Annotated in this window: 1 protein-coding gene; it reads right to left on the reverse strand. The window is 44.5% G+C overall.

Features of this window, described 5'->3' with window-relative positions; all coding sequences use genetic code 11:
* The coding region (gene infB / locus AXF17_RS06705) for a translation initiation factor IF-2 (protein WP_408631988.1) at positions 1–2,104 on the reverse strand (2,104 nt) is incomplete at its 3' end.
* Positions 2,105–2,207 lie beyond the last annotated feature (103 nt).

Raw genomic sequence — 2,207 nt, forward strand, 5'->3', positions numbered from 1 at the left:
GATTCTTAACTGCAGTCGTAGGTCTTACGTTAAATCCTATGATGATAGCTCCAGAAGTTTCAGCGAGCATTACGTCGGATTCCGTTACTGTACCTACACCTGAGTGAATTACGTTTACACGTACGTCTTCATTATCAAGCTTTTCGAGAGATGAGATGATAGCGCCAACTGAACCCTGAACATCTCCCTTGATAATCATGTTGAGTTCCTTTGTATCGCCTTCCTGAATCTGTGAGAATAGCTTCTCTAGTGTTGTGCTTGCGTTCTTTGCAAGTACATCCTCTCTCATCTTCTCCTGTCTGCTCTCAGCAATTTCTCTAGCAACCTTGTCATCCTTAACAGCGTTGAACGAGTCACCTGCCATAGGAACATCCGAAAGTCCTAGGATTTCAACTGGTGTAGCAGGTAGAGCCTTTCTGATAGCCTCTCCCTTGAAGTTAGTCATAACCCTTATCTTACCAGAAGTTGTACCAGCAACAACGCTCTGTCCAGCCTTGAGAGTTCCGTTTGTAACAAGCAGTGTCGCGATAGGCCCCTTGCTCTTGTCGAGCCTCGCTTCGATAACGGTACCCATAGCAAGTCTATCTGGATTTGCGCGGAGTTCGAGAACTTCAGCCTGCAGTAAAATCATTTCTAAGAGATCAGTAATTCCTTCATTTTTCTTAGCTGATACAGGAACACTTATTACATCTCCACCCCAATCCTCAACGAGCACGCCGTGATCTGCGAGATCCTTCTTAACCCTATCAAGGTTAGCTCCTGGCTTATCAATCTTGTTGATAGCAACGATCATAGGAACGTTTGCAGCCTTAGCATGGCTAATAGACTCTATAGTCTGTGGCTTAACACTATCATCTGCCGCTACAACAAGTACCGCGATGTCAGTTACCTGCGCTCCACGAGCACGCATTGTAGTAAACGCTTCGTGTCCTGGTGTATCGAGGAATACAATCTTCTTGCCATTAATCTTAACCTCAGAAGCACCTATATGCTGTGTAATACCACCGGACTCACCAGCAGTTACGTTAGTGTTTCTAATAGCATCGAGGAGCGAAGTCTTACCGTGATCAACGTGACCCATTACAGTGATGATTGGTGCACGTGGTTTTAGTTCGTTCTCCTTATCCTCGCGTAGGTCAAGACCTTTTTCAACAACCTCTTCCTTCTCTTCTGCAACTACAACCTGCATACCGAGGTCTTCTCCAAGCATCTCAACTGTATCCTTATCGAGAGTCTGGTTTACAGTAGCCATGATTCCAAGTTTCATGAGAGACATGATAATCTTGCTCACGGAGATTTCAGCCTGTTCAGCTAGACCGGCAACAGTGATTGGAACAGTTACCGCTACTGCACCTTCTGGTAGTAGCTCTTCGATTTCGATTTCAGGCTCAGTAACTTTAGGAGCTTTCTTCTTTCTATGCTTTACCTGCTTCTCAAGGCTTCTCTCATCGAAGAAACGCGACTTGCTATTCTTGCCTTCACTACGCTTCTCGTGCTTAAACCTATCTCTATCCTTGTCCTTATCAAAGAACTTCTTGCTCTTGCCCTTAGTCTGCGGCTTATCTGCCATAGGTGCATCTGTAGCCACTGAACTCTTAGACATTGATGAACTTCTGCTCTGCTTTGAGTCTGTACTTCTGCTCTGTCCATCTCTCTTATCGTTCTTTCTGCCGCCACGGTCATTCTTCTTACCGTCCTTACGGCCGTCTTTGTCAGAAGACTTCTTACGAGCAGGTTTAGGCTCTTCTTTTGGTGTAGAAGAAGCATCGAAAATTTTCTTGAAGCGCATCGGCTTATTAGGAGCATTCTCGTATGACTCCTCTTTCTTTTCTATCTTTTTCTCTGATTCTTTAGTTGGCTCTTCAGTCTTCTTAGGCTTTGCTTCAATCTTAGTAGCTGTTTCTTCAGCGGCTATCTTCTTTTCTTTCTTAGCTGACTTTATTTCTTTAGCTTCATCAGCCGGCTTATTCTTTGCTGCAGATTTCTTAGTATTCTTAGCCTTTGGTGCTTCGGCTTTTAATTCAGCCTCTACTGGCTCCTTCACTTCTGTTTCAGTCTTTGCTTCAAGAGCTTCAGCCTCTACCGGCTCTTCTTTACGCGGCATCGGCTTTCCTACCGATGCCTTCGGCTTATGCGCAAAGTCCTTGCTAATTATTGGAACAGCCTTAATCTTAGGTTTGTTGCTATTCTTATCAGATTTTGAATCC

Origin of the sequence: Mogibacterium pumilum (assembly GCF_002243385.1) — a bacterium.
Lineage (GTDB): Bacteria > Bacillota > Clostridia > Peptostreptococcales > Anaerovoracaceae > Mogibacterium > Mogibacterium pumilum.